Origin of the sequence: Bradyrhizobium sp. 6(2017), from assembly GCF_011058295.2 — a bacterium.
Classification (GTDB): Bacteria; Pseudomonadota; Alphaproteobacteria; order Rhizobiales; family Xanthobacteraceae; genus Bradyrhizobium; species Bradyrhizobium septentrionale.
On record NZ_CP049289.2, the window covers coordinates 2566455 to 2588503 of the forward strand.

At 64.5% G+C, this 22049-nt stretch carries 20 protein-coding genes; 11 read left to right on the forward strand and 9 right to left on the reverse strand.

The window, feature by feature from the left end; genetic code table 11:
• Positions 1-26: 26 nt before the first annotated feature.
• Positions 27-1466 carry a helix-turn-helix domain-containing protein gene (locus G6P99_RS12215; RefSeq protein ID WP_029081491.1) on the reverse strand — a complete coding sequence of 480 codons (1440 nt, stop codon included), beginning with the start codon at positions 1464-1466 and terminating at the stop codon, positions 27-29.
• Positions 1467-1606: 140 nt separating this feature from the next.
• Between G6P99_RS12215 and G6P99_RS12220 the strand changes: the two genes are divergently transcribed.
• Both G6P99_RS12220 and G6P99_RS12225 read left to right on the forward strand, forming a co-directional pair.
• Positions 1607-3244 carry an isocitrate lyase gene (locus tag G6P99_RS12220; RefSeq protein ID WP_165128275.1) on the forward strand — a complete coding sequence of 546 codons (1638 nt, stop codon included), beginning with the start codon at positions 1607-1609 and terminating at the stop codon, positions 3242-3244.
• Positions 3245-3468: 224 nt separating this feature from the next.
• Positions 3469-3996, forward strand: coding sequence for a DUF4269 domain-containing protein (locus G6P99_RS12225; RefSeq protein WP_029081489.1), 528 nt, complete (start codon positions 3469-3471; stop codon positions 3994-3996).
• A gap of 7 nt (positions 3997-4003) precedes the next feature.
• Here G6P99_RS12225 and G6P99_RS12230 read toward each other — a convergent pair whose 3' ends face one another.
• From G6P99_RS12230 to G6P99_RS12255, 6 genes are all read right to left on the reverse strand, one after another.
• Positions 4004-5242: a PepSY-associated TM helix domain-containing protein gene (locus G6P99_RS12230; protein ID WP_029081488.1), complete on the reverse strand. Its 1239-nt coding sequence runs from the start codon at positions 5240-5242 to the stop codon at positions 4004-4006.
• Positions 5242-7569: a TonB-dependent siderophore receptor gene (locus tag G6P99_RS12235; RefSeq protein WP_029081487.1), complete on the reverse strand. Its 2328-nt coding sequence runs from the start codon at positions 7567-7569 to the stop codon at positions 5242-5244. Before G6P99_RS12235 ends, G6P99_RS12230 begins: the two co-directional genes overlap by 1 nt.
• A 277-nt stretch (positions 7570-7846) precedes the next feature.
• Positions 7847-8080 carry a hypothetical protein gene (locus G6P99_RS12240; RefSeq protein WP_029081486.1) on the reverse strand — a complete coding sequence of 78 codons (234 nt, stop codon included), beginning with the start codon at positions 8078-8080 and terminating at the stop codon, positions 7847-7849.
• Between the two features lie 211 nt (positions 8081-8291).
• Positions 8292-9218 (reverse strand): acyl-CoA thioesterase, encoded by a 927-nt coding sequence (locus G6P99_RS12245; protein ID WP_051346313.1) that lies wholly within the window; start codon positions 9216-9218, stop codon positions 8292-8294.
• Between the two features lie 12 nt (positions 9219-9230).
• A complete protein-coding gene (locus G6P99_RS12250) occupies positions 9231-10346 on the reverse strand; it encodes a hypothetical protein (RefSeq protein ID WP_051346311.1) in 1116 nt (371 codons plus the stop codon).
• Between the two features lie 55 nt (positions 10347-10401).
• On the reverse strand, positions 10402-11625 hold the full coding sequence (locus G6P99_RS12255) for an ABC transporter substrate-binding protein (protein WP_029081485.1): 1224 nt from the start codon (positions 11623-11625) through the stop codon (positions 10402-10404).
• A 200-nt stretch (positions 11626-11825) separates the two neighbouring features.
• Between G6P99_RS12255 and G6P99_RS12260 the strand changes: the two genes are divergently transcribed.
• From G6P99_RS12260 to G6P99_RS12300, 9 genes are all read left to right on the forward strand, one after another.
• Positions 11826-13379 carry an acyl-CoA synthetase gene (locus G6P99_RS12260; protein ID WP_165128277.1) on the forward strand — a complete coding sequence of 518 codons (1554 nt, stop codon included), beginning with the start codon at positions 11826-11828 and terminating at the stop codon, positions 13377-13379.
• On the forward strand, positions 13349-14449 hold the full coding sequence (locus tag G6P99_RS12265; RefSeq protein WP_165128279.1) for a phosphotransferase family protein: 1101 nt from the start codon (positions 13349-13351) through the stop codon (positions 14447-14449). The genes G6P99_RS12260 and G6P99_RS12265 overlap by 31 nt, the downstream gene beginning before the upstream one ends.
• A complete protein-coding gene (locus tag G6P99_RS12270; protein ID WP_029081482.1) occupies positions 14446-14955 on the forward strand; it encodes a hypothetical protein in 510 nt (169 codons plus the stop codon). Before G6P99_RS12265 ends, G6P99_RS12270 begins: the two co-directional genes overlap by 4 nt.
• A gap of 183 nt (positions 14956-15138) precedes the next feature.
• Positions 15139-16398, forward strand: a complete 1260-nt coding sequence (locus G6P99_RS12275; RefSeq protein WP_029081481.1) for an aromatic ring-hydroxylating oxygenase subunit alpha — start codon at positions 15139-15141, stop codon at positions 16396-16398.
• The gene (locus tag G6P99_RS12280; protein WP_035976930.1) at positions 16398-16895 is read left to right on the forward strand and encodes an aromatic-ring-hydroxylating dioxygenase subunit beta; all 498 of its coding nucleotides are present in this window, start codon (positions 16398-16400) and stop codon (positions 16893-16895) included. The genes G6P99_RS12275 and G6P99_RS12280 overlap by 1 nt, the downstream gene beginning before the upstream one ends.
• Positions 16896-16999: 104 nt before the next feature.
• A complete protein-coding gene (locus G6P99_RS12285; protein WP_029081479.1) occupies positions 17000-17794 on the forward strand; it encodes an enoyl-CoA hydratase/isomerase family protein in 795 nt (264 codons plus the stop codon).
• 1 nt (position 17795) lies between these two features.
• Positions 17796-18548, forward strand: a complete 753-nt coding sequence (locus G6P99_RS12290) for an SDR family NAD(P)-dependent oxidoreductase (protein ID WP_051346309.1) — start codon at positions 17796-17798, stop codon at positions 18546-18548.
• Between the two features lies 1 nt (position 18549).
• The gene (locus G6P99_RS12295) at positions 18550-19485 is read left to right on the forward strand and encodes an alpha/beta hydrolase (protein WP_029081477.1); all 936 of its coding nucleotides are present in this window, start codon (positions 18550-18552) and stop codon (positions 19483-19485) included.
• Positions 19482-20675 carry an acyl-CoA dehydrogenase family protein gene (locus G6P99_RS12300; protein ID WP_084518480.1) on the forward strand — a complete coding sequence of 398 codons (1194 nt, stop codon included), beginning with the start codon at positions 19482-19484 and terminating at the stop codon, positions 20673-20675. The genes G6P99_RS12295 and G6P99_RS12300 overlap by 4 nt, the downstream gene beginning before the upstream one ends.
• A 79-nt stretch (positions 20676-20754) precedes the next feature.
• On the opposite strand, the gene G6P99_RS12305 is transcribed toward G6P99_RS12300, so the two are convergent.
• Both G6P99_RS12305 and G6P99_RS12310 read right to left on the reverse strand, forming a co-directional pair.
• Positions 20755-21573 (reverse strand): Crp/Fnr family transcriptional regulator, encoded by an 819-nt coding sequence (locus G6P99_RS12305; RefSeq protein ID WP_165128281.1) that lies wholly within the window; start codon positions 21571-21573, stop codon positions 20755-20757.
• 35 nt (positions 21574-21608) lie between these two features.
• Positions 21609-22043, reverse strand: a complete 435-nt coding sequence (locus G6P99_RS12310) for a hypothetical protein (protein WP_029081475.1) — start codon at positions 22041-22043, stop codon at positions 21609-21611.
• Positions 22044-22049 lie beyond the last annotated feature (6 nt).

Genomic DNA, 22049 nt, shown 5'->3' on the forward strand with positions numbered 1-22049 from the left:
AGCGTTTTCGAGCGATGTGGGTATCGTCAATCCGCCGAGAACCCGAACGGGACGCTCGAGGTCCTGAAATCGTCGGGAAGAATCTCGCGTCCGATCGGCGGCGCCGATCGCGCCGCGCATCTTGGGCGATGGCAGACACGGCAGGCGACGCCGATCGGCGTGGGCTCATCCGCGTTCGGCCCCTGTCCGTCGCGGGTGTAGATCAGCTGGCCCGCATATTCGGCCGCGCAGCCGATCGCGATGGCGCGCTCGACGCGGATCGCGCCGAACGCCCCGCCGCCGGCGGTCACCGTGCGGGCGATCGAGAAGAACCGCTGTCCGTCGGGCAATTCCAGCCATTGCGTGACAATCTGGCGTGGCGTCTTGAAGATGCCGTGGACCGACCACAGCGGACACGCGCCGCCGTGCTTCGCGAACGGGAAGCCCGCGCCATCGAGCAGCTTGGAAATGTTGCCGGCCGGATCGACGCGGATCAGGAAGAACGGAACCTTCTCGAGCCCCGGCCGCTGCAAGGTCGTGGCGCGGTGCGCGGTCTGCTCGAAGCTGGTGCCGAATTGACGCGCCAGCGCCTCCAGATCGTAGCGGCGCGTTTCGACCGCCTTCGCAAACACCGAGTAGGGCATGATGAGGGCGGCGGCAGCGTAGGCTCCAAGCGCGCGGCGGGCCAGCAGCTCGGCGCTCTTGGAGGTAAACTTGCCGGCTTCCACCGCGGCGCTGATCTCGTCTTCCAGTTCGAGATAGGCCAATTGCTTGGCCAGCTGAAAATTGAGGCCGGCGGTATCGAGCGAGTCCTCGATCAGCAATTGCCGGCGATGAAGGTCCAGCCGCCTGACCGAGCCGAGCATGACATTGGGCGGCAGATAGCGGACCTGGAGGTTATGGCGCTGGCGAAGCCGTTCGATAAATCCGGCAGGTCCGGCCGGTTCATGGACGAGGCGCTCGGCTGCGTCGTCGAGGCTGGCGAAATTGTTGCGGCGTGCAGCGAGAAAGCGCCTGACCTCCGCGACCGGATCGTTGGCGTCAAAATTCTCCTGACCCGGAAATGACGCGGCGCCTGCCAGGTCTGGCGCGCTGCGTTCCGCGAGCGCCAGCTGCTCTTCGCGATAAGCGGTATAGAGACGCAGGAACGCTTCCGTCATTCCGGGATAACTGACCGCGAGGTCGCTCACTTCGAGCGTGGGGATGTCGATGTCGGCAAACATCGGTTCCTTCAGGACGGACTGCATGCGCGCGGTGTGGTCGGCGCCGCCGTCGCCGGCGAGATCGGCCAGATCGATCTTGTAGGTGCGGGCCAGGCGAAGCAGCATGTCCGCCGTCACCGGCCGCTGATTGCGCTCCAAAAGCGCGACATAGGGGGCGGAGATTTCGAGATCGGCCGCCATGTCGGCCTGGGTCAGCCCCAGGTCGCGCCGGAGCCGACGCAGTCGTGGTCCCATGAAGACGGAACGGGCGCTCGACGTTGCCATCGCCTAATCCATTGTAAGATTCTTACAACAATACATTAGTTTCTTGTAAGTTATGACAAGTTTTCCGCGCCAGGTCTAGCTCCCGGTGAGGCGAGGCTTACAAAGAGACCAGTTATTTCGTCACCGAAGGGATCACGGACATGAACTTCCAACCGCGCGGGATCAGCGATCGGGCCATCCAGGGTCCGGCTTCGTATCAGAGCGAGATTGAGGCGGCCGAAGCGCTGCTCAAGGACAAGGACACCTGGAACGGCGTGACCGCCGAAGCCGTGGCGCGCATGCGCTTGCAGAACCGCTTCAAGACTGGTCTGGACGTCGCCCGCTACACGGCTGCGCTGATGCGCGCCGACATGGCCGCCTATGACGCCGACAGCACCAAGTACACCCAATCGCTCGGCTGCTGGCACGGCTTCATCGCCCAACAGAAGCTGATCTCGGTCAAGAAGCACTTCGGCAATACCGATCGCCGCTATCTGTACCTCTCCGGCTGGATGATCGCGGCGCTGCGCTCCGAGTTCGGCCCGCTGCCCGATCAGTCGATGCACGAGAAGACCTCGGTGCCGGCCCTGATCGAGGAGCTCTACACCTTCCTGCGCCAGGCGGATTCCCGCGAGCTGAACGACATCTTCCGCGCGCTCGATGCGGCCCGCAAGGAAGGCGACAAGGCGAAGGAAAAGGCGCTGATCGAGAAGATCGACAACTTCCAGACCCACGTCGTGCCTGTGATCGCCGACATCGACGCCGGCTTCGGCAATGCCGAGGCGACCTATCTGCTCGCCAAGAAGATGATCGAGGCGGGTGCCTGCGCCCTGCAGATCGAGAACCAGGTCTCCGACGAGAAGCAGTGCGGCCACCAGGACGGCAAGGTGACCGTGCCGCACGAGGTGTTCATCGCGAAGATCCGCGCTTGCCGCCATGCGTTCCTCGAGCTCGGCGTCGAGGATGGCGTCATCGTGACCCGCACCGACTCGCTCGGTGCCGGCCTGACGCAGCAGATCGCCGTGAGCCACAAGCCCGGCGACCTCGGCGACCAGTACAACAGCTTCCTTGATTGCGAGGAAGTGACAGCGGCCAATGCGCGCAATGGCGACGTCATCATCAACCAGAACGGCAAGATGATGCGTCCGAAGCGGCTGCCCAGCAACCTCTACCAGTTCCGTCCCGGCACAGGTGCGGATCGCTGCGTGCTCGACAGCATCACCTCGCTGCAGAACGGCGCCGATCTGCTCTGGATCGAGACCGAGAAGCCGCATATCGAGCAGATCGCCAGCATGGTCGATCGCATTCGCAAGGTCATTCCGAACGCGAAGCTGGCCTACAACAACTCGCCGTCCTTCAACTGGACCCTCAACTTCCGTTGGCAGGTCTACGACACCATGAAGGAAGCCGGCAAGGATGTCAGCAAGTACAATCGCGCCGAACTGATGAAGGCGGAATACGACGGCACGCCGCTGGGGATCGAAGCGGACGAGCGTATCCGGACCTTCCAGGCCGATTCAGCCAAGCGCGCCGGCATCTTCCACCATCTGATCACGTTGCCGACCTATCACACGGCTGCGCTGTCGACCGACAATCTCGCGCGGGAGTATTTCGGTGAGCAGGGCATGCTTGGGTACGTGAAGAACGTGCAGCGTGCGGAAATCCGTCAGGGCATCGCCTGCGCGAAGCATCAGAACATGGCGGGCTCCGACATCGGCGACGATCACAAGGAGTACTTCGCCGGTGAGGCTGCCCTCAAGGCGGGCGGCGCCCACAACACGATGAACCAGTTCGGCTAATCGATCGAACGGATCATTCAAAATATCGGCTGGACGGGCTGGCTTGCGAGCAGCCTCCCTATCCGCCGGCGGCGGGGCGATTTTCGACCACGGTCACGCGGTCGAGATCGCCCCGTAACGTTTTACAAAGGCGTTTCCCGCCAGGCTTCCGCCCTTGGCGGAGCTCCCGCATTCCACGCGAGCGTGGTATCTGCATTGCCGCGATCTCGAGGGCATGCCACGCGATGAACGTCGGGCACTACGCATCCGCCGTCACCAACTCTGCCGTGATGGAACTGCTCAGGCCGTTCGATCCGCGCATCGTCGGAACGCTGCCGCTCGGCCTTGCCGTGCCGGGCAGCGACATCGATATCGTCTGCCATGCGCCCGATCCGAACGCTTTCGCGGAAATCGTCTGGACCCATTATCAATTGGCCGATGATTTCGTCCTCTACCGATGGACCTCGGTACCGCGGCCGGCGATTGCCCGCTTTGTGTGGGATGGCTGGCCGTTCGAAGTATTCGGTGATCAGCGTCCGGTGGAGCAGCAGCAGGGCTGGATCCATTTCGAGGTCGAGCGGCGGCTGCTTGCGCTCGATGATGGACGGCTGCGGCGCGCCGTCGGCAGGCTGAGGGCAGGTGGCCTCAAGACCGAGCCTGCCTTTGCCGCCGTGCTCGGGATATCCGGCGATCCCTATCGCGGATTGCTCGAACTCGCCTCCGAAACGGACGCCGAGTTGCGCGCCCGGCTCGCGGCGTGCGGTCTCGGCTGATCGCGGTTCATTCGCCCGGAACGAGGTGACCGACCGGCTGCCGCGCGAGGCGGCGGTGCCTGCGCCGCGACAGATAAAGCAGAAGGCCCGTCACGGTGAATAGCGGCATCATGGCGGCGGCCAGCATGAAGGCGAGCCTGCCGGGCCACCCCAGGATGGCGCCACGGTGGATGTCGAGCACGCCGGCGAGGACGCGCTCGCCGAACGTCTTGTCGGCGTAACGATCCGACGAGATCACGCGTCCGGTGACGGCATCGATGCGGAATTCGTCACGCACGCTCTCGAGCGACGAATCCCGCAGCCATGACCGTACGCGCACCGCCGTGCCCGTACCGGCCGGCATTGTCAGGAGGGCCTTTGCGTATTGACCACCTTCCTGCTCCAGGACTGCCGTCCAAACCCGGTCGAAGGCAAGCGGCTTGGCCTCGCCGTTCGGATCGGAGGCCCGCTTGTCATTCCCTGGGTTTGCCCTGGTATCCGCCTTGCCGTCGGCTGCGGCGGCGCGCGACGGCTTGGGCTGCATCGCAGCCGTCGTCGTTGCGGGTCGCGCCAGCAGCCAGTTGGCGCCGGCCTTGTACCATTCGAACGAGTACCACAGGCCGGTCAGCGTCATCACCAGATAGACCGGCAGCACCCAGGTGCCGATCACGGCGTGCAGCGAGCGATGCAGGCCGCGCCCACGCAGTGCGAGGTTTGGCTTCAGCCACATCTTCACGCTGCGCGCGCGATGCGGCCAGCGCAGCACGAGGCCTGATATCAGCATCACGATCAGGCAGATCGCGGCTGACCCGGTGATCTTGCGGCCGATGCCATTGCCGTCGCCGGGCAGCAGCAGCCAGCGATGCAGCTTGCGGACGGTGGCGAAGAAGTCCTCGCCGCGCGGCGACCCGAGCAAATGTCCGTCATAGGGGTCGACATAGACCGAGGACGGCCGTGAGCCGCCTTCGCTGCGCGCGAAGCGGACGCGTACGGCCGCTGACGGGTCGCTCGACATCGTCACGGCGGAAGCCCGGCCGAAGTCGCCGGCCGTCTGCAGCCGTGCGACCAGCTCATCCGGCGTCAGCCGCCGCGTCGTGCTGGCGTCCACGCGCATGATGTGGCTGTTCAGGCTGGCCTGGATCTCGTCCTCAAAAGCCATCGTCGCCCCGGTGATGCCGACCACGGCCCAAATCAGCGCCAGCACAAGGCCGACCACGGAATGGACCTGCAACAGCGCGGCCTTGATCGGGCGTCGGGCATCACTCATCAGAACTTCACCGTCGCCGAGAGCGAGAAGCGCCGTGCATCGCCCATCGCTACGGCCAGATTGCTGACGGCGGAGGGATAGTAGACGGTGTCGAACAGGTTCTTGACGTTGAACTGGTAGATCACCGGGAACGTGTCGACCTTGGTCTCGTAGGTCGCAAAGATGTCCGCCACCGTGTAGGCCGGCAGCACGAAACTGTTGGCGGCATCGCCGGGCCGGTCGCCGACATAACGCGCGCCGCCGCCGAGACGAAGCCGGCCGGGCAGCGCCGTGCCGAAATCATAGACGAGGTAGAGCGAGGCGGTGTTGAGCGCAACGTTCTGCAGCGCCTTACCGGCGAGTGTCGGATCTTCGGTCACGCGCGCATCGGTGTAGCCGTAGCTGCCGATCATGCTCCAGTTGTCGGTGAGCCGGCCGGTGACGTCGAGCTCGACGCCGCGCGAGCGGACCTTGCCGGCCGTGCGGTACTCGAAGATGCCAATCGCGGGATTGAGCTGCGAGACTAGCACGTTCTTCTTGTCGATGTCGTAGAGCGCGAGCGTGCCGGAGATCCGCTTGTTGTAGTCGAACTTGACGCCGGTCTCCCACTGGGTGCCCTCTTCGGGGGCGATGTTGGAGCCGATCACGCCGCCGCCGGTGAGCGGCGCGATGGTCGAGGTCGGCTTCAGCGATTGGGTATAGCTCGCGTAGAGCGAGACTTCGTCGGTGAGCTTGAGGATCGCGCCGCCGAGCGGCAGTGCCTTGTCCTGCGAGACATTGGTGTTGGTGATGAAGGGGCGGCCCTTGCCTGCGAGCTGCTCGTAATCCATGTAACGCACGCCGCCGACCAGCGCGAAGCGTTCGGTCACGTGCAACGTGTCCTGGAAGAACAGCGACCACTGCCCGAGCTTGTCGGTTTGCGCGCTGTCGGCGGCGGACACCGTCGTGCCCGGCGTGATCAGGCCGTAGACCGGATTGTAGAAGTTGAAGCTCGGCGTCGCCTGCCGGATCAGATTGTCGCGGTAGATCGTGCGATACTGGCCATCGCCGCCGAACAATATCTCGTTGCGGAAATTGCCGAGCCAGACATTGCCCTGCAAATAGGAGGTGCCGTAGCTCGAATTGCTGAGCGAGCCCTGCGTGCCGTCATTACTGCGGGTCTTGACGCCGGTCGTGGCATTGACACCGGTGATGCGGAGCTGGTTGGCGCTGAATGTCTCGGTGTTGTAGCTGTAGGCGGCGGACAGCTTCCAGTCCTGGTTCAGGCGGTGCTCGACCGAGGCCTGCATCAGGTCGGAGGTTCCCCACATGTTGTTGAAGGGCTCGTCGAGCCGGCGCGTCGCGGGGATTGCCAGCGGGGCATTGTTGACGAACGCCGTGCCGCGGTCGAACGGCGTGATGAACTCACGGTGCTCGTAATTGAGCTGCACCGTGGTGTTCTCGCCGTACCAGGCCAGCGACGGCGCGACCAGCATCTCGCGGTGGCGCCCGAAATTGCGCCAATAGTCCTCGCTCACGCCATAGCCGATGAAGCGATAGGCGAGGCCGCCATTGCCGATCGGGCCGGTGATGTCGGTGGTGCCGTCAGCGCCGGTCTTCGAGTTGGCATAGGTCGAGCCGAGCAGGGTCACCGAGCCGTGCTGATAGAGCTCGGGGCGCTTGCTGATCGTGTTGACGATGCCGCCGGGATCCATGATGCCGTAAAGCAGCGACGCCGGGCCCTTCAGCACCTCAACGCTCTCGACCGACGCATTGAGGCTGCGGCCCTGCACCAGCGGCATACCGTTGCGCATGATCGAGCCGTCGCGGTTGTCGCCGAAGCCGCGGCGCATCACCGCGTCCTGGGTGCCGGCCAGCGTGTTGGCCTGGGTGACGCCGCTGACATTGGCGAGCGCGTCATCGAGGTTGCGCGGCAGCTGATCCTTCAGCACCTGCTCCGGCACGACGTTGACGGTTTGCGAGGTGTCGAGCGGCGAGGCGCCGCTGCGGAGCGTGGTCGCGCTCGGCATCGCGCGATAGTGCAGCTTGGCTTCGTTGAGCACTGCGGCCGCAGCCGCGGCGCGCTCCGACGGCGTCGGTGGCGCCGGCCGGGCATTCCGCATGCGCTGCCGTGCCGCGGCGGCCGCCTGTGTCCGCTGCGCCGATCTCGCCGAACTGGCTGCAGGCTTACGCTTCAGCGTCGGCTGGTCGACCGTGACAGGCGGCAACGGGACGCTCGATTGTGCGTTTGCCGGCGTCACCGCGGCGGAGATATCGGTGAGCAGGAATGCTGCACCGATCAACAGATGGGTGCGGCCCTTGTCGGCGGCATTTCGACGGTCGCCGACAACGCGGCCATCAGCATTCACAGGCACTCTGGTACTTCCGATTCACGCAAGCATGTTCACGCCGCGCCTCTAGCAGCCGCCGCGCGCGAAAAGAACCGGAGCAGACTTGAATCTCTCTAACTGGATTGGATTTGAATCGTTCTAAGAAATGGCAAGGCTCGCGTGTCTGCGCGAGCCTTGCACCTCATGGATCGATTGTTGCGTCATTGCGTCAAGCGCTACGCGATTATGACAGGAGGCTCCGACCCGCCGTCGCTTCAGCCTCAACCGTTTCGCCAGCCGCGCCTCGCGCGAAGTCTCACGACATCGCGAGGCTGACGGGCGCCGAGCCGACCACTCCCGTGCTCACGCCGTCGCGCGCCATCGATTCGATTGCGCTCCAGTTCTCGCGAAAGATCCGCGCGGCCTCGTTGGCGCTTTCCGCCTGGATTGTCAGGCTGCACGCGCGTCTCGCGCCGTTGCTCGCAAGCTGGAAGTAGAGGACATATCCAGACGATTCCGCGCTCCATGCGCCCGACGGTGCCTGCTGCATGTCAGTTTTCCCCGATAGTGTTTTTGTTGCGCCACCTGCAAGCAGGATTTGACAGAGATGCGGCACAGTCGTGATTCAAGACGCGCAATCTGCGCGACCGCGAATTTTGTTTGCGTGTGTTGCCGAGATTCAACAGACGATGGAACCGATGACACGCGGTGGCTGCAACCCCGCCGCGATCGCGGCGCGCGCTCAACTGTCCCGGCGTGACCTACGCATCGCCATCCGGATGCACCATCAAAGTTTCCTGGATCGAGGTCGCGAGCATCGATCCATCGCGGTCGTGGACGCGGGCGATCGACAATCCACGGCCACCATCGGCGCAGGGGCTCTCGGTTTCGACATGCATCCAGGCGTCGGGTGAAAATGCCCGATGAAACCAGATGCAATGGTTGAGGCTCGACAGATAGAGCGGCGCGCGTGACTGCAAATCGCGGAGATGGCCGCCGACGCTGGAGAAGTTGAGCCACCAGTCCGAGAGATAGGCGAACACCGCGGCCTGGGCGCGGGAACCTGCCGTGAGTCGCTGCCTGCATTTGATCCAGAAGCGCAGGCGTGGTCCTGCGGTCGCGGCCGAGAGCTGCCGTTCGATCTCGGGGATCCGGAAATCCATGCTGGGCTTGACGTGCGGGGAGTAGGGACCGAGCGGCCGCAGCTGCGCCATCAGCGCGTCGGGGATCATGGTCAGATCGGGCAGGTTTTCCGGATCCTCCGATGGCGCGAACGGCGCCGCGTGCCGCGGACCCGGCTGCGGCGCGCAGAACGTGGCCTGCGCGCTCAGCACGGTGCGTCCGTCGCCCTGGGTGCCGACGATATGGCGCGAGGAGAATCGCTTGCCGTCCTGCAGCACTTCGGCATCAAAGGTGATGCGCCTGCCAGGATCGGCGCCGCGGAGGAACAACAGCTGCAGCATCGCGGCCGGACGGTCTTCGGGCGCGCTGAGGGTCGCGGCCATCATCGCCTGGCCGAGGATCTGGCCGCCATAGGAACGGCCGTTGAGATTGCCGTCGCCGAACCGGCTGCGATAGCGCAGCGGCGCGACAGTCTCGAGCGAGACCAGCGCCTCGGCCGCCTTGTCGTCCCACGGATCGCACGCGGCTTCGTGATCCTCCGCGACGCGGATGCCTTGTCCGTCCATCTTGCCCGTCCATCACATGGCCGGGAATTTCTGCGGTCCCGGATAGAGCGGATAGCCGGCCGCCACGCCGTATTCGCTGATGCCAAATCCGATCTCGTTGCCGCTTTCGAGCCGGACGACATGGTCCGACAGCGTGCGCGCGACGGCGCGGGTTGCGGCATCGTCGAGATTCCAGACGTCGTGCGCGGCATGGTTCTCGCCGCGGTCGTCGCCATGGCTCCAGCCCTGCAGGCCGCCATACATGCCGGCCTTGAGATAAAATCGCGTCGGCAGTCCGTGCATCCTGACGCGGCGCGGCTCGCCGCGATCGAAGGCGAAGTTGAAATCGGATACCGCGATGGTCTGGCCGAGCGGATCGTCAGCCCACTCGATCCTGTGCTCGACCGAGGTGACCTCGCGATGCGACACCGATCCGTCGGCCTCGCGGCGGAACTCGGTGCCCGAGAGGTAATGCGGCTTGCCTGGTGTGCGCTCCTTGATGAAGATCGACAGCGCGGACTGCTCGAACTGGAACATCGACCAGGTCCAGAAGAAGTTGCGGTGGGTCGCCACCGGCGGCCTGGTCTCGTCGGTGCGCATCTCGGAGCGCAGCCCCCAGGAGCGGTCGCGCTGTCCCCACCACAGCTCGGGTTCGATGTTGATGCGCTTGCCATCGACCACGATCCAGCCGCGCCAGCGGCCGAACTGCGAGACGCGTGCGAGATCCTCCTCGACGACGCCGTTGCGCTCCCGAAAATTCTGCTTCTCCTGCGCCGCCGGAAAGCTCGCCTTGAATTCGAGCGTGAAGCTGATCCCGGACGGATTGTCGGCGAGTGAGACCCGGTGCAGGCCCATGCCCTCGACGATCTCGATTTTCAGCCCGCCGACCTCCGTCTCCAGCGGGCGCGTCCCGAGCCGGCGCGAGGCGCGGAAATTGTGCTGGCGGCGGCCGACGGTGATGCCGGCAAAGCCGTCCATCACGTTGCGGTTCGGGTAGTAGCCGAGCCCGATATCGATCAGCAGCTCGGAGCCGTCGATCGGATGCGCGGTGTACCAGTAGCGCTCGGTGAACCTGGCATCACCGCCGCCTGCCTTGGCAAACGGCTCGGGCGTCTGGTGGCCGATGAGATCGTCCTGGGCTGTCAGCATTGTTCTTGTCCTTGGTGTTTGAGCCGGTTCGGTCAGTCGGATGCGCGGCGCGGGGTCAGTCCTTGGCCGCGCCCGCGCCCACGATGTCGCCGAACAGCACCCAGGTCTTGCCGTCGAAGCGGGCAAAGCGGCGTTCGGTGATTGCCGCGTAATCCTGCGGCGTGGTCTGGATGGTGATGCCCGGCAGCAGCATCGGCAGCTCGATGCCGCTCAGATTGGTGGCCTGCTTCAACACATTCTCCCGCGTGAGATTGTCGCCGCAGCGCTGCAGGATGATCGCGCCGAGTTGCGCCGTGGTGTAGCCGGTCACCGCGATCACGTCGTTCGGGTCCATGCCCGGCATGTATTTCGCGGCGAAGGCGAGATAGTCGACCATGCCCTTGTCGCTGGCCCAGGCCGGATCGTTCGGCGTCTTGTAGGAGGTCGTGGTCAGGATGCCGGTCGAGGCCTCGATCCCTGCCGGCACCAGCACGCCGGCGATCGAATTCGCGGTCGAGCCGAGAAAGATCAGCGGCTTCCAGCCGAGCTCGTGGATCTTGCGGATCGCCATCGAGGCGAACTTGTTCTGCGCGGCGATCAAGATGGTATCGGCGCCGGAGGCCTTCAGATTGACGATCTGGGAGTCGATCGTCGGCTCGGTCGACTGATACATCGCTTCCTTGACGATCATGGTGTCAGCTTTGGCGCCGAGCCCTTCCTTGAGGCCAAGCACAAAGTCCTTGCCGATGTCGTCGGCCTGCAAGAGCACGCCGATTTTTGCGTCCGGCTTCTCGCGCAGCACATAGCGCGCGATGATCCGGGATTCGTTGACGTAGGTCGGCGAGTAGGGTGTCGTCCACGGAAACTGCTTCGGATCGTTCCAGCGGGTGCCGCCGCTCTGCACCAGCAGATGCGGGACGCCGTTGCTGTTGAGGTATTTCTGGATCGCGGCGTTGGTCGGCGTGCCGAACGGCGCCATGATCGCGAGCACCTTGTCGTTCTCGACCAGCGCGCGCGTCACCTCGACGGTCTTGGGCGGGCTATAGGCGTCGTCGCGCGTCACGAAGTTGATATGGCGGCCGTTGATGCCGCCCTTCTCGTTCAGCATTGCGAAATAGGCGAGCATGGTTTTCGGGAAGCTCGCATAGATCGACGCCGGGCCGCTGTAGGGCGCATTGGCGCCGAGCATGATCTCGGTGTCGCTGACCCCCGGACCATAGGCCTTCTGGGCTTCAGCCGTTCCGAGCGCACCGGTGAGCGCGAACGCCCACACCGCAAGCGTGACCACTGGCTTTCGCATCTTCCCCTCCCATGACGCCCTCTTTTGCGGGGCTGGTTGATCCGGCGATGGAAGCCTTCAAAGGCTTTACCCCTCGCGCTGGCTGTGTAATAATAGACCGTCTGTCCGGATTATCAACTTAAATCTCCGGGCGGCATATCGGCTTCACGTGCGACGGAAACATCCGCGCGTGCGCGGCCGCATGACGGTGTGGAGGAAACATGAAGCTGACGCAGGCGCTGATCTCGGCGGTGCAGTTGCGCAAGGATGCGCCGGGCACCATCCATGCCGGACGGTCGCGGAGCTGGAAGGAGATCGGCCGGCGCGTCGCCTGTGCCGCGGGCGGACTGCGGCGGCTCGGCATCGAGGCCGGCGACCGCGTCGCGATCCTCGCGCACAACAGCGATCTCTATATCGAGGCGCTCTATGCCATCGCCTGGGCCGGCGCGGTCGCGGTGCCACTCAACACGCGCTGGGCGGTCGCCGAGAATGCCTATGCGATCGACGATTCCACGCCGAAACTGCTGCTGGTCGACAAGGCCTTCGCCGAAATCGCGTCTGGGCTGCGAGGTGCAAAATCACTCACCGCGATGGTCTATCTCGACGAGGGGCAGGTGCCCGACGGCATGCAAAGCTATGACGAGCTCGTCGCGCACGCGCCGATCGAGGATGCCTCCGGCGCCTACAACGATCTCGCAGGGATCTTCTACACCGGCGGCACCACGGGTTTTCCCAAGGGCGTGATGCTGTCGCACGCCAACATCATCTATGAATCGCTGGTCTGGATCTATGCCCTCCGCTTCCGCGAAGACACCAGATATCTGCACTCGGCCGGCATGTTCCATCTCGCCGGGACCTCGCCGATGATCGCGCTGACCTTGGTCGGCGGCACCCATGTGACGATCCCCAAGTTCGAGCCCGAGCTGGCGATGAAGACCATCGCCGAGCACAAGGTGGACTACTGCCTGTTCGTGCCGACCATGCTCAACATGATGCTCAATCATCCGTCGTTCGGCAGCTATGATCTGAGCAGCGTTAGGGATTGCGAGTATGGCGCCTCGCCGATGCCCGATGCGCTGCTGGTCAAGCTGATGCGCGTGCTGCCGAGCTGGCGCTTTCACCAGGGCTACGGCATGACCGAGAGCGCGGCGCTGGCGACGATCCTGCCATGGGAATATCATGCCCTGGAAGGCCCGCTGGCGGCAAAGCGCAAATCCGCCGGCCGGGCGGCACCGGGTGTTGAAATCCGCATCGTCGATGCCGCGGGCAACGAGGTGCCGCGCGGCACGGTCGGCGAGATCGCGATCCGCGGCGCCGGCGTGATGCTCGGCTACTGGCGCAAGCCCGAGGAAAGCGCGCGCGTGCTGCGCAACGGCTGGCTGCACACCGGCGACGGCGCCTGGATGGACGAGGACGGTTTTGTCTATATCGTCGACCGCCTGAAGGACATGATCGTCTCCGGCGGCGAGAACGTCTATTCCGGTGAGGTGGAGAACGCCATCTTCCAGCATGAGCATGTCAGGGAATGCGCCGTGATCGCGGTGCCCGATCCGCAATGGGGCGAGGCGGTGCACGCCATCGTGGTGCCGAAGGACGGCGCGCGGCTCGATCCGGAGACCGTGATCGCGCATTGCCGCACCCTGATCGCGGGCTACAAATGCCCGCGCTCGGTCGACATCCGTCTCGAGCCATTGCCATTGACCGGCTCCGGCAAGATCATGAAGTCGGCGCTGCGCGAGGAGAAGTGGCAGGGTTATACGAGGTCGGTGAATTGATGCAGGAGGCTGCAAAACGTTCCGACGATGTGCCGGGTGCCGGACCGGAGCATGTTCGCCCGGTCGTGGTGAATGACGACGCGGTGCGGTCGGCGCTTGCGCAGCATCTGTCGCGGATATCCGGACAGCAGACGGAGATCACGAGCTTCGGGCGCAAATCGTCGGGCTTCTCCTGGATCACCTACGCTTTCGTGGCCCGTTCCTCTGCTGAAGGAGACCGCAAGCTGATCCTGCGCGTCGGTCCGCCGAACGGGTTGTTCGCACCTTACTCGGTGCTGCCGCAGGTCACTGCGCTGCAGTCGCTGGCCGGCACCGGCGTTCCGGTTCCGGCGCTGGTCTCATTCGAGCAGGATGGCGCCGAGATCGGCTTTCCATTCTTCATCTGCACGCATGTCGAGGGAGACGTTCCCGCGCCCTGGGCGGCAAGCGAACTCGATCCGGACCACAAGCGCACGATCGCCCGGCAGTTCGTCGAAATCCTCGCCTCGCTGCACCGGATCGACGCAAGCACAACGCCATTCGCATCGCTGCAGCAAGGCGAGGAACGCGCGGAATTGCGTGCGATCGCCGGCTGGCGTGCCTCGCTCGCGCGTCCGACGGCGCGCTATTATCCGCTGCTCGATTGGGGCGGACGCTGGCTGCAAGAAAACTGTCCGCAGCCGCCGCGCCGCACCATCGTGCATGGCGACTACCGGATCGGGAATTTCATCGAGGATAATGGACGGATCACCGCCATTCTCGATTGGGAGCTGACCCATCTCGGCGATCCCCATGAGGATCTGGCCTGGGCGATGATGCCGACCTTCAACGCCAGGAGCCGGAAGCTCTATGGTGTGCTCGAGCGCGCCGAGGTGATCGATCTCTATCAGCGCGCCTCCGGCATTCCGGTTTCGGAGAAGAGCCTGGCATTCTACGAGGCCTATGCGCTGTATCAGGCGGCAACGATCCAGATGTGTGCGGTGCGCGCCTTCGAGGTCGATCGCTTCAACGACATGCGGCTTGCGGTGATGGCAAGCCAGATGCCCTCGATCGTGCGCGCCTTCGAGCGGGCGCTGGAGGCCGCGGCATGAGCGCATCTTTCGAGCGGCTGATCGACGGCATCATCGACGCCCTGCAAAGCCATGTGGTGCCGAACAGCAACGACGATTTTGTCCGCGGGCAGGTGTTCTCCGCGATCTATGCCCTGAACGGCATCAAGCTCGCGGCCGACTGGAAGGCCGGGCCGCTGCTCGGGCAGGTGCGGCTACAGGACGATACTTTCGCGGCGGTCGCGCGATTGGCCGATGGCATGACGCATCCGGAGATTCCGGCGACGCCCCGCATCCAGGGCGAGATGTCCGACCCTGCCGCGATCGAGGCGTTGCGCGACGATGGCGACCGGCGGCTCGGGCAGCTTCTGCTCTGGGCCAGCGGTGAGGACGCGCGTGCGGCGGACCGCGACATCGCGACAGGAATCGAACGCTTGCTGCGGCGGGCGATCTGCGACCAGCTCAAGATCGAGCTCGCGACGACGCCGAAGTCGATGCTGCAGCAGATCGCCGGCGGCGAACGCGAAGGTGGCGCGGCGCAGGGCTGACGCGGTCAGGCCGCCGACGACCGGGAATTGCATCTTGGCGCACTGCCCCGGATACGTAGCGTTCGGAAAGAAGCTTGCCGGCCCGTGGCGACCGTGTTATTCATTGACCGAACGGTCGTTCGGATTATTATTGGCGGCCGGTGAAGGTATCCGCGGCAAGCGGCCGGCGAGGGAGACGGAGCGATGAACATGATGACCGGCGTCCCGCCGTGGGAACGGCTGATCCGGCCCGACCGGGTCCATGGATCGCTCTACACCGATCCCGAGATCTTCGAGGCCGAGCTCAAGAGCATCTGGTACCGGACCTGGGTCTATGTCGGCCACGAGAGCGAGGTTCCTGATGCCAACGACTACGTCGTCAAGTCGATCGGCCCGCAATCCGTGATCATGACGCGCGACGAGCAGGGCAAGGTCAATCTGCTGCTGAATCGCTGCTCGCATCGCGGCAACCAGGTTTGTTCCTTTGAGCGCGGCAATGCGCGCTCGTTTACCTGTCCGTTCCATTCCTGGACCTTCGCCAATGACGGCCGCCTGGTCGGCTATGCCTTCCCGGATGGTTACGAGGGGCAGGACAAGTCGCAGCTCGCGCTCGGGCGGGTGACGCGTGTCGAATCCTATCGCGGCTTTGTGTTCGGCTCGTTCGCGGCCGATGGGCCGACTTTGAAGGAACATCTCGGCGGCGCCGCCGAGACCATCGATCGCCTGGTGCGCACCTCGCCCGAGGGCGAGGTCGAAATCACGGCGGGCTTCCTCAAGCATCGCGTCAAGGCGAACTGGAAGTTCATCCTGGAGAACGAGTGCGACGGCTATCACCCGGCCTTCGTGCACACCTCGATCTTCGGCGTCGCCGACAGCATGATCGGCAAGCTCTATGGCGGCGCCTCGACCGCGCTGACGCGCGACTATGGCAATGGCCACACCGAGATCGACCTGCGACCCGAGTTCCGCAAGCGTGACGCGCCGATGAGCTGGTTCGGCACCAGCGAGGAGCGGTTGCCCGACTACACCGCGCGCATGAAGGCCGCCTACGGCGACACCGCGGCGCGCGAGATCATGATCGACGGCACGCCGCATGTGATGATCTTCCCGAACCTGTTCATCGCGGAGATCCAGATGTTCGTGATCCAGCCGCTCGGCGTCGACGACAGCGTGCAGCATGTCACCGCGCTGCAATTCAAGGGCGCGCCCGATCTGAACCGAAGGCTGCGCCAGCAGACCATGGGCTCGGTCGGCCCGGCCGGGTTCCTGCTCGCGGATGACTCTGAGATGTACGAGCGCTGTCACCGCGGCGTGCTGGCGCGCAACCCCGAATGGATCTTCCTCGGCCGCGGCGAGAAGCGCCAGCGGCAGGACGAGCTCGGCTTCACGGTCGGCCACGTCACCGACGAGGTGCCGTCGCGCGGCATCTGGACCCACTATCGCAAGCTGATGGAGCCTGCCTGATGCTGTCGCGCGAGAGCAGCGCCACGTTGATGAGCGCCATCACCGCCTTCCTCTATCGCGAGGCGCGGCTGCAGGACGAGCATCAATACGAGGCCTGGGAAAAGCTCTGGACCGACGACGGCGTCTATTGGGTGCCGGCCAACGGCGCCGACATCGATCCCGAGCGGCAGATGTCGATCATCTACGACAACCGCTCGCGGATCGCGCTGCGGGTCCGCCAGCTGATGACCGGCAAGCATTTCACCCAGACGCCGCAGTCGAACCTGCGCCGGCTTACTTCCAACATCGAATTGATGGACGAACAGCCGGACGACGGTGACATCGCCGTCGCCAGCAACAGTCTCATTTTCGAATCGAGCCTGCGCGACGACACACTATGGGCGGCGCGCAATGAATATAGGCTGCGCCATGTCGATGGCGAATTGCGGATGGCCGCCAAGAAGGTCATCCTCGTCAACAACGACAAGGCGATCTACACGCTCTCGTTCCTGGTCTAAAGCGCGATGACTTCATCGCGCTTTAGATCATTGCTTCTGCGCATGATCTGTCCGGAAAACCGCTTCACACTTTTCCGGATCACGCTTTAGGGGAAGGTCTCGCCATGATCGACAACGGCCCCGTTCTGCTCGACATCACCGACGGCATCGCGCGATTGCGGCTCAACCGTCCTGATGCGGCCAACGGCATGAGCGCCGAGCTGTTGAGCGCGCTGTGCGACGCCATCATGGTCTGCCACGGCCATCCGGATCTTCGCGTGGTGCTGCTGAGCGGCGAGGGGACGAATTTCTGCGCCGGCGGCGATGTCCGCGCCTTTGCCTCCAAGGGCGAGAAGCTGCCGGACTATATCCGGCAGGCCACGGCATACCTGCAGAACGCAGTGACCGGATTGCTGCGGCTGGAGGCGCCCGTCATCGCCTCGGTGCAGGGCTTTGCCGCGGGTGGTGGCGGCTTTGGCCTGGTCTGCGCTTCCGACATCGTGGTCGCGGCGGAATCGGCGAAATTCCTGGCGGGCGCCACGCGGGTGGCGATGGCGCCGGATGCTGGCGTCTCCGTGACGCTGTCGCGGCTGGTCGGCTTGCGGCGGGCGATGTCGATCCTGTTGACCAATCCTGTCATCTCGGCGGCGGAAGCGCTGCAGATGGGCATCGTCACCAAGGTCGTGCCCGATGCCGAGCTTGCCGACGCATCGCTTGCGCTGGCACGCGAGCTCGCGGCCGGCGCGCCGAAGGCGCTGGCGGCGACCAAGCGGCTGGTCTGGGCCGGCACCGGCACCAGCGTCGAGCAGTGCCTGTCGGAAGAGGCGCGCACGGTTGCCGAGCTTTCCGGGATGGCCGATGCCCGCGAAGGGCTCGCCGCCGTGATCGAACGGCGCAAGCCTGTCTTCACGGGGCGCTGAGGTGGCCGGCACCCTGTCATTCGGACGTCTCGATGGCCGCCGCGCCTTCGTCTCCGGCGGCGCGCGTGGCATTGGCGCTGCGATTGTCCGCAGCTTTGCCGGGGCCGGCGCCAAGGTCGTGATCGCCGATCTCGACGTCGCTGCGGCCTCGGAGCTCGCGCGTGAGACCGGCGCTGACGTTGCAGGACTTGACGTCAGCGATGCCACGGCGGTGCAGGCCGTGATGGCTCAGGACGGTCCGTTCGACATTGTCGTCAACAACGCTGGCGTCGATCAGCACGCCTTCTTCACGGATACCACGGCAGAGGATTGGGCGCGGCTGATTGCGGTCAATCTCACCTCGGTGCTGGCATGCACCCACGCCGCGTTGCCGGCGATGCAGGCGGCCCGGTTCGGCCGTATCATCAACGTCACCTCGGAGGCGGCGCGGCTCGGCTCGAAGGGCGGCGCGGTCTATTCGGCGGCCAAGGGCGGCGTGATTTCTTTCACCCGGAGCATCGCGCGGGAGAATGCGCGCTTTCGCATCACGGCGAACGCGATCGCGCCGGGGCCGATCCGCACGCCGATGCTGGAGCAGGCCGTCGCAAAAGGCGGCGACAGGATTTTGCAGGCGATGACAGGCGCGACGCTGCTCGGCCGGCTCGGCGAGCCGGAGGAGGTCGCCGCCGCCGCGCTGTTCCTGGCTTCCGACCAGGCCGCCTATATCACCGGCGAGACGCTCGGCGTTTCCGGCGGCATGGGCATCGGCGGCTGAGATGAGCAGCGCGGGCGACGATATCGCAGTCACGCCGGTTGATCGCGCGATCGAGCGCCTGCGTGCGATCTATCGCAACTGGACCCGCGAGACGTCAGTGGCGCAGATGCGCAGCGATTGGGACGCGGCCTTCGCCGGCTGCTCGGTGCCGGTGACTTGCCGGCAGGTCTCCGCCGACGGTGTCGATGGCGAATGGATCGTGCCGCCGGATGCGCCGCGCGACAAGGCGGTGCTCTATTTTCACGGCGGCGGCTTCCGGATCGGCTCGGTCGCCTCGCATCGCGATCTCGCCGCGCGGATCGCCGATGCATCCGGCTGCCGTGTGCTTACCATCAACTATCGTCTTGCGCCCGAGCATCACTTTCCCGCCGCGCTAGATGATGCGCTGATGGCCTATCAATATCTGCGCGATCAGGGGTTGCGTCCGGCGGAGATTGCCTTCGCCGGGGACTCCGCCGGCGGCAATCTCGTGCTCTCCGTGATGCTGGCGGCACGCGACCGAGGTTTGCCGCTCCCCGTCGCCGGCGCGCTGATGTCGCCCTGGACCGATCTCACTGCTGCCGGCACGAGCTATCAGAGCAGGGCCGAGGCCGACCCGATCCACCAGCGCGCGATGATCCTGGCGCTGGCCAAGAACTATCTCGGCAAGCACGGTGATCCCCGTGATCCGCTGGCCTCGCCGCTTTACGCCGATCTCGCCGGCCTGCCGCCGCTGCTCGTGCAAGTCGGCGACCGCGAGACCGTGCGTGATGATGCAACGGAACTGGCCGCAAAAGCGAAGGCCGCCGGCGTCGACGTCGAGCTGCAGGTCTGGGACGGCTTGATCCACGTCTTCCAGATGTTCCCGGAGATTCCGCAGGCGGGAGAGGCGATCGCATCCCTCGCGAATTTTCTGCGCAAGCATCTTCACATCGGCCATCAGAGGGCGCCACAATGAACGTCATGACCTCGGACCCGCGCCAGCTCACCGAAGCCGAGTTCCATTTCGCCGAGCAGCCCAATCTGCCCGAGGAGCTGCGCATGCTGCGCGAGCAGGTGCGTCGGTTTGTCGAGAAGGAAGTGGTGCCGCATGCCGAGGCGTGGGAGCGCGACGGCAAGATCCCGCGCGAGATCTATCGCCGGATGGGCGCGCTCGGCTTTCTCGGCATGCGCCACGCCGCCGAATATGGCGGCACCGACATGGGGCCGCTTGCCTCGATGGTGTTCGCCGAGGAGCTGGGCCGCTCGAGCTTTGGCGGCTTCACCTCCTCGATCCTGGTGCACACCGACATGTCGGCGGTGCACATCAGTTTGCGCGGCACGCCGGAGCAGAAGCAGAAATATTTGCCGGCGATCATCCGCGGCGAGACCGTCTGCTCGATCGCGGTGACCGAACCGGATGCGGGCTCCGACGTCGCAGGCCTGAAGACGCGGGCGCGGCGCGATGGCGATAGTTGGGTGATCAACGGCGCCAAGATGTTCATCACCAACGCGGTCTATGGCGACATCCTGATCGTCGCCGCGCGGACCGACCCGCATGCCAAGGGCAGCCGCGGCATCTCACTGTTCATCGTCGAGCGCAACACGCCGGGCATTACGGCGACCAAGCTCGACAAGCACGGCTGGCTCTGCTCGGACACCGCCGAGATCGCGTTCCAGGACGTGCGCGTGCCGGCGGAGAACCTGCTCGGCGATGAGAACAAGGGCTTCTATGGCATCATGGAGACCTTCCAGAACGAGCGCATCTGCATTGGCGGCATCTGCGCCGGCGAGTCTGCCAAGGCGATCGAGCTGACGGCGAACTATGTGAAGACGCGGCAGGCATTCGGCGGTCCGCTCTGGAATCAGCAGGGGGTGCGATTGAAGCTCGCCCAGCTCGCCGCCAAGGCAGCGGCGGCGCGGGCGCTGGCCTATCAGGCCGCCGAGCTCGCCGCGGCCGGACAGGAGTGTCTGCGCGAAGTGTCGATGGTCAAGGCGCTGTCGCCGGAGGTGCTGCACGAGGTCGTGCATGGCTGCCTGCAACTGCACGGCGGCTCAGGCTTCATGCGCGGCACCCCGATCGAGCGGATGGTGCGCGACGCCCGCGTGCTGACCATCGGCGGCGGCGCCACCGAGGTGATGCTGGAAGAGGTCGCGAAGCGGATGTGAAGGGCGCGCGCAAGCGTACCTCAAATGCGCGCACGGCCGTGTGACGCGCTCTCCTTGCGAAGCGTGGATAGCACGAGTCTCAAGGCACATCGCTGGCAGCCGCTACCTGCGGTCCGGCATTTTGTTGTACTACGGCTTTTTCGAGCCGCTCGATATTTTCCAGCAGTCGCCGGCTGGTCAGGATGAGGAAATAATAGCCGAATTGCGGATTTTGAAAGTAAAGTTCCAGCAGCCTGTCATAGGTGATGGTGAGAACTTGTCCGTCGTCTATGCATTCGACCGTCCCGGTCCGTCGGTTATTGGGCGTAAGGAAGCCAAGTTCTCCCATGAGACGTCCCGGCGGCAGCTCGACGTTGATCTCCTTGACCAGAAACCTCCCCGTGACGGTGAGGAACATTTCGGTCGCCGCATCCCCCTTCTTGAATAATCTGTCGCCTCGCCGGTATTTGCGTTCGGTCATGAACGGTTTGAGCCATTCCATCGACATGTCACCCTGCGCCGCGTCACGTGCCTTCTTGACGAGCCTGAGCATTTGACGGAGGCGAACGGCATTGATCGGCACCATCAGCAGATACAGGAGAAAAGTGCCGACGTTTCCGGAGAGCGCGCCGAAGGTCGCGAAGAATGAACAGCCTGCCATATTCGCGATGCGCAGCGGCACCATCGTCTGCATCAGCAAGGTAGCGACAAAGAAGATGGCGCCGACCAGTGCAAACATATTGGCAAGCGTTATGTTGGCCAGCACAATTTCGAGCAGCCGATTGAATAGCGCATCATAGGTGATGTTGTTGGGATCGAGACCCAGTTGAACCAAGATCTTTGCGACCCTGAGATTGTCCGCGGCCGTATCGAGCAGGCGGTTCAGGATTGTCGAAAGATCTGCGCTGTTGAGCTCCATTGGATCATCTCTTTGCGAAGCTGATGTTAGATTTCTCAAGTCGCCAGAAACGTGTAGGCGGCGATCAGGGCCACCATGGCTGCGAAAATCAGCAGGGCCGGTACGGATATCCGGGCGGCTGGCCTTTCGGAAGCGCCGGCGGCCAGCCGAGCCGCCGGAGGCCTACGCGGTCTCTGGGACTGCACGGTGTCGTTATCCCCGGATTTGGCGGGGGCATCCAGTTCTGGCGCCGCGCCACAGCCCCCCATCTCGCCATAATAACTGGCGTAGACTTCTTGAAGTGCCACTACTTTCGACTCGGCCTCGCTCATCCGCTCGAGCCTGGCTCGATAGCTGAGCAAGAACCCCTGCGCATTTGGCGGCAAGTCATCGAAACTGCCGAGCTTGGCCATCATAAGCCAGGTGGCAAAATCCACCTCGGCTTTGGAGCGGGCTTTTCGAGCGATCCGGGTGCCCGAGCGTGAGGCCATGACTAT